The organism is Pseudomonas sp. Sample_9 (genome assembly GCF_004307535.1).
In the GTDB taxonomy this organism is placed as follows: Bacteria; Pseudomonadota; Gammaproteobacteria; order Pseudomonadales; family Pseudomonadaceae; genus Aquipseudomonas; species Aquipseudomonas mercuritolerans.
In genome coordinates this window covers 5299-11427 of the sequence record NZ_RAZO01000419.1, presented here as the reverse complement: position 1 = coordinate 11427, position 6129 = coordinate 5299, and the positions used below count along the sequence as shown (strand labels likewise).

The window sequence follows — 6129 nt, the reverse complement described above, 5'->3', positions numbered from 1 at the left end:
TGCGCCTGTCACCGGAACAGATCCTCTACACCATGAACCACGCCGAGGACCGCTTCGTGCTGGTCAACAGCGAGTTCGTCGGGCTGTATCAGGCCATCGCGCCGCAGCTGACCACGGTGGAGAAAACCCTGCTGCTGACCGATCTCCCGGAGAAAACCGCGGAGCTGCCCAACCTTGTCGGCGAATACGAGCAACTGCTGGCCGCTGCGAGTGCGCAATACGATTTCCAGGACTTCGACGAAAACTCGGTGGCCACCACGTTCTACACCACCGGCACCACGGGCAATCCGAAAGGCGTGTATTTCACCCATCGGCAACTGGTGCTGCACACCATCGGCGTGGCAACGATCATGGGTTCGATCGACAGCGTGCGGCTGCTCGGCACCAACGATGTGTACATGCCGATCACGCCGATGTTCCACGTCCACGCCTGGGGTTTGCCGTACGTGGCGACCATGCTCGGGCTCAAGCAGGTCTACCCGGGCCGTTACGATCCGGAGTATCTGGTGGAGTTGTGGCGCAAGGAGAAGGTCACCTTTTCCCATTGCGTGCCGACCATCCTGCAGATGCTGCTCAACGCCAAAGCCGCGCAAGGTGCGGATTTTGGCGGCTGGAAAATCGTCATCGGCGGCAGCGCGCTCAATCGCAGCCTGTATGAAAACGCCAAGGCCCGTGGCATTCAGCTGACGGCCGCGTACGGCATGTCGGAAACCGGGCCGCTGGTGTCCTGTGCGCACCTCAACGACGAACTGATGGCCGGCAGCGAAGACGAGCGCACCACTTACCGGATCAAGGCCGGCGTGCCGGGACCGTTGGTCGAAGCGGCGATTGTCGACGGCGAGGGCAATTTCCTTCCGGCTGACGGCGAAACCCAGGGCGAACTGGTGCTGCGCGCGCCGTGGCTGACCGAAGGCTATTTCAACGAACCGCAGAAGGGCGCCGAGCTCTGGGCCGGTGGCTGGTTGCACACCGGTGACGTCGCCACGCTCGACAGCATGGGCGTGATCGATATTCGTGATCGCATCAAGGACGTGATCAAGACCGGCGGCGAGTGGATCTCCTCCCTCGACCTCGAAGACCTCATCAGCCGGCATGCGGCGGTACGCGAAGTAGCAGTGGTGGGCATTGCCGATCCGCAGTGGGGCGAGCGTCCGTTTGCCTTGCTGGTGGTCCGCGAAGGGCAGGTGATCGGCGCACGGGAACTGAAGGAACACCTCAAACCGTTCGTCGAGCTGGGGCACCTGAGCAAGTGGGCGATCCCCAGTCAGATCGCCCTTGTTACCGAAATTCCCAAGACCAGTGTCGGCAAGCTCGACAAGAAGCGCATCCGCCTCGACATCACCGAATGGCAGGCCAACAACAGCACCTTCCTCTCGACACTTTAAGTGCCTGCTGGCGCGCCGAAACCGGCGCGCCAGACCCACCAAGCAAGCGCTTGGCTTGTGAAATCGAAAAAATCAGCCATCCTTGCCGTGCCGACGTGTGTCGGACTGGCGAAAGGACTGTTCCAGAGTGGTTGGCGGCTGCAAATCACACTTTAGAGGGATCAAGCACTACCACCCGCTGGATATAGTCCGCTCAAGGACTTTTTAGAAACGGAGCATACGCACTGAACGGGGCGAGCAACTCTGGAGCGATTTCGGACAGCCCTGGCGCCCGGTCCTCCACAGCGTTTTTAAAAGTACTCACTGCCATAACAATAATGCACATGGAGTAGCGTCGATGACCTCAGTAAACCAGTTCTGGCGCCGGGCGAAACTGCCTCTGGCGGTCAGTCTTGCCTCCTCGCTCGCCGGGCCTGCATTCGGCGTCAGTTTCAACGTCGGTGAAATCGAAGGCCAGTTCGACTCGTCCCTGTCGATCGGTGCCAGTTGGTCTACTCAGAGCCCGAACAAGAACCTCATCGGCGTCAACAACGGCGGCCGCGGCCTGTCGCAGACTTCCGATGACGGGCACGCCAACTTCAAGAGCGGCGAAACCTTTTCGAAGATCTTCAAGGGTATCCATGACCTTGAATTGAAATACGGCGACACCGGCGTGTTCGTCCGTGGCAAATACTGGTACGACTTCGAACTGAAGGACGAGAGCCGCGAATTCAAGGACATCAGCGACAGCAACCGCAAAGAGGGCGCCAAGTCCTCCGGCGGGCAGATCCTCGACGCCTTCGTCTATCACAACTACGCGATTGCCGATCAGCCGGGTTCCGTGCGTCTGGGCAAGCAGGTAGTGAGCTGGGGTGAAAGTACCTTCATCGGCGGCGGTATCAACTCGATCAACCCGATCGACGTTTCCGCATTCCGTCGTCCTGGCGCCGAGATCAAGGAAGGCCTGATTCCGGTCAACATGTTCTACGTGTCCCAGAGCCTCACCGATAACCTCTCGGCCGAAGCGTTCTACCAACTGGAATGGGACCAGACCGTCGTCGATAACTGCGGCACCTTCTTCTCCCAGCCGGACATCGTTGCTGACGGTTGCGACAGCAATCTGCGCGTACTGAACAAGCGTTCGCAGATTCCGGCGATCGCTTTGGGGCCGTTGGCCGCCAACGGTGTCAACGTCGACGAAGAAGGCGTGCTGGTGCGCCGTGGGCCGGACCGTGACGCGCGTGATAGCGGTCAGTGGGGCGCGTCCCTCAAATACATGTTCGAGCCACTCGACACCGAGTTCGGCGCCTACTTCATGAACTACCACAGCCGTGCGCCGATCTTCAGCGCCACCGGTGCCCCGCAATCGGTGTACAACACCGCTGCCGGGTTGCCGGGGCCGTTTGCCGCACTCGCACCGCTGCTGGTTGCGGGCAACTCCAATTACTTCATCGAATACCCGGAAGACATTCGTCTCTACGGTCTGAGCTTCTCCACCACCCTGCCTACCGGTACGGCGTGGAGCGGTGAGATCAGCTACCGTCCGAACGCGCCGGTACAACTGAACTCCACCGACATCCTGTTTGCCGGCGTACGTCCTCTGGGCGGCGCGCTGACCAACGCTTCGCTGCTCACTGGCGTGCCGGGTCAGGATCTGCATGGCTATGAGCGCAAGGAAATCACCCAGATACAGACGACGTTCACGCACTTCTTCGATCAGGTCATGGGTGCCAGTCGTCTGACCCTCGTCGGTGAAGTCGGCGCGACCTACGTCGGTGGCCTGGAAAGCCGCTCCGACAAGCGTTATGGCCGTGACCCGGTCTACGGTCCGGGTGAGTTGCCGGCCACTGGCACAGTCGATACCTGCGCCAACATCCTCAACAACAGCACCATCAACGGCGCCGGTCCCGGTTCGCCACAGAACAACCGCAGCCGCAATTGCGAAAACGACGGTTTCACCACGTCGATGTCGTGGGGCTACCGTGGTCGGGCGATCTGGGAATACAACGACGTGTTTGCCGGTGTGAACCTCAAGCCGAACGTGGCCTGGTCCCACGACGTCAGCGGTTACTCGCCAGGCCCTGGCGGCAACTTCGAGGAAGGTCGCAAAGCGGTCAGCCTGGGCGTCGACGCCGAGTACCAGAACACCTACACCGCGAGCCTGGCCTACACCAATTTCTTCGACGGCAAGTACACCACCGTGGACGACCGCGACTTCGTGGCGCTCAGCTTCGGCGTGAACTTCTAAGCACTGCATTTCAGGACGAACGAATTTATGAAAATAACAAAGAGTCTGTTCCACGCCGGTGTTCTGGGCCTGTCGCTGCTGGCGACCAGTGTCATGGCGGCGGTGCCTGCTGCCGAAGCGGATAAACTGGGCAAGAGCCTGACGCCAATGGGCGCGGAAATGGCTGGCAATGCCGACGGCTCGATCCCGGCCTGGAAACCAATGCCAAAAAACGCCGGCAGTGTCGACAGCAAAGGCTTCCTGTCCAACCCTTACGCCAGTGAGCAGCCGCTGTTCACCATCACTGCCAAGGATGTCGACAAGTACAAGGACAAGCTTGCCCCGGGCCAGTACGCGATGTTCAAGCGCTACCCGGAAACCTTCAAGATGCCGGTCTATCCGTCCCATCGCGGTGCCACCGTGCCGGATGACGTATTCGCTGCGATCAAGAAGAACGCCACCAGCACCAACCTGGTGTCCGGCGGCAACGGTCTGGAAAACTTCGATACCGCCGTGCCGTTCCCGATTCCTAAAACCGGCGTGGAAGTGATCTGGAACCACATCACCCGCTATCGCGGCGGCAGCGTGACCCGTCTGGTGACCCAGGCCACGCCGCAACCGAACGGCTCGTACAGCCTGGTGTACTTCCAGGATCAGTTCGTGTTCCGCGACAAGATGAAGGACTACGATCCGGCGAACCCGGGCAACATCCTGTTCTACTTCAAGCAGAAAGTGACCGCGCCGGCGCGTCTGGCCGGTGGCGTACTGCTGGTGCACGAGACGCTCGATCAGGTCAAGGAGCCACGTTCGGCGTGGGTCTACAACGCCGGTCAGCGTCGTGTGCGCCGTGCACCGCAAGTGTCTTATGACGGCCCGGGTACTGCCGCCGACGGCTTGCGTACCTCGGACAACCTCGACATGTACAACGGTGCGCCGGATCGTTACGACTGGAAGCTCGAAGGCAAGAAAGAGATGTACATCGCCTCCGACAGCTACAAGCTCGACGATCCGAAACTGAAGTACTCGGACATCATCAAGGCCGGTCACATCAACCAGGACCTGGCTCGCTACGAGCTGCGCCGCGTCTGGCACGTGGTCGCGACCCTGAAGGAAGGCCAGCGCCACATCTACGCCAAGCGTGACTTCTACATCGACGAGGACACCTGGCAGGCAGCGGTCATCGACCACTACGACGGTCGTGGCCAACTGTGGCGTGTAGCCGAGGCACATGCCGAGAACTACTACGACAAGCAAGTGCCGTGGTACGCCCTCGAAACCCTCTACGACCTGCAGTCCGGCCGTTATCTGGCACTGGGCATGAAGAACGAAGAGAAGCAGGCGTATGACTTCGGCTTCACCGCCACCACCAGCGACTTCACCCCGGCCGCTCTGCGTCAGGATGGTGTTCGCTAAACCTGCGTAAACCCGAGGCCGCACCCTCGTGAAAACGCCCCGACCGGTTCGGGGCGTTTTTTTGCGTGCGGTTTACGCCGCACCGCTCATGTAGGAGCTGCCGAAGGCTGCGATCTTTTGATCCTGTTTTTGATTCTGGAAAAAGCAAAGTCAAGAGATCGCAGCCTTCGGCAGCTCCTACACGGATTCATCGTGGTCGCGATTGGTCGGTGATGCCGGATTTTGGCGGCGCTGTGTAGGCTTTTTGTAGCCATTTGTAGCAGTGACCTTCATTACCTCTTCGTTTAAGGCTAGGCTGCGGACATCTGCAACGCCGCCAATCGCCTTCGAACAAGAGCCGGCCATGACTGATCTGTCCCCACTTCCGGGTCCCGCAAGCATCACCGTCGCAGCACTGGACGGGCGTTTTTTCCGCCCACCGCTGCCTGACGGCTATGTCCTGCGGCCGCGCCTTTGCCAGCGTCTGCAGGCCGGGCTCGGTGGTCGGTTACTGTTGGTCAGCGCCCCGGCCGGGTTCGGCAAGAGCTCGCTGGCGGTGGAGTTCTGTCAGAGTCTGCCTGCGCATTGGCAAAGTCTCTGGCTGGGCTTGAGCCCACGGGACAGCGATCCCGGACGTTTTCTCGAGCGCTTGCTCGAAGGTCTGCAAGACTATTTTCCTGCGTTGGGCGCCGGTGCTCTTGGCCTGCTGAAAATGCGTCAGCGCCATCAGCCGTTCGCCTTCGAAGAATGGCTCGACGGACTGCTCGACGAGCTCGCGCTGCATCTCGATCCCGCCGCGCCGTTGCTGCTGGTGCTCGACGATTACCATCTCGCCCAAGGGCCGGTGCTGGACCGGTGCCTGCAATTCTTCCTCAATCATCTGCCCGATGGCTTGCTGGTGATGGTCACCAGTCGTCAGCGCCCGGACTGGCATCTGGCGCGTCTGCGCCTGTCGCGGCAGTTGCTTGAGCTGCACGAACAGGACTTGCGCCTGACCCACGACGAAGCCCTGACTTTGCTCGACCGCCACAGCAGCTCACTGCGCGGCGAAGCACTGGAAAGCCTGATCCAGCGCAGCGAAGGCTGGGTCGCCGGTCTGCGCTTCTGGCTGCTGGCGGTGGCCGAGGCGGGCAACGATGCCGCGCT

3 protein-coding genes and 1 pseudogene are annotated in these 6129 nt (G+C 60.7%); all 4 read left to right on the top strand.

Annotated features, from left to right (window positions below; translation table 11 throughout):
* The coding region (locus tag D6877_RS23960) for a fatty acid--CoA ligase (RefSeq protein ID WP_130912310.1) at positions 1-1385 on the top strand (1385 nt) is incomplete at its 5' end.
* A 337-nt stretch (positions 1386-1722) separates the two neighbouring features.
* A complete protein-coding gene (locus D6877_RS23955) occupies positions 1723-3612 on the top strand; it encodes a DUF1302 domain-containing protein (protein ID WP_130912309.1) in 1890 nt (629 codons plus the stop codon).
* Between the two features lie 27 nt (positions 3613-3639).
* On the top strand, positions 3640-5004 hold the full coding sequence (locus D6877_RS23950) for a DUF1329 domain-containing protein (protein WP_130912308.1): 1365 nt from the start codon (positions 3640-3642) through the stop codon (positions 5002-5004).
* Positions 5005-5347: 343 nt separating this feature from the next.
* A pseudogene (locus D6877_RS23945) lies at positions 5348-6129 on the top strand (helix-turn-helix transcriptional regulator); the annotation flags it as partial.

Excerpts from the sequence above, each read along its gene's own strand:
- D6877_RS23955 (WP_130912309.1), top strand. The coding sequence starts at position 1,723 with ATGACCTCAGTAAACCAGTTCTGGCGCCGGGCGAAACTGCCTCTGGCG.
- D6877_RS23950 (WP_130912308.1), top strand. The coding sequence starts at position 3,640 with ATGAAAATAACAAAGAGTCTGTTCCACGCCGGTGTTCTGGGCCTGTCG.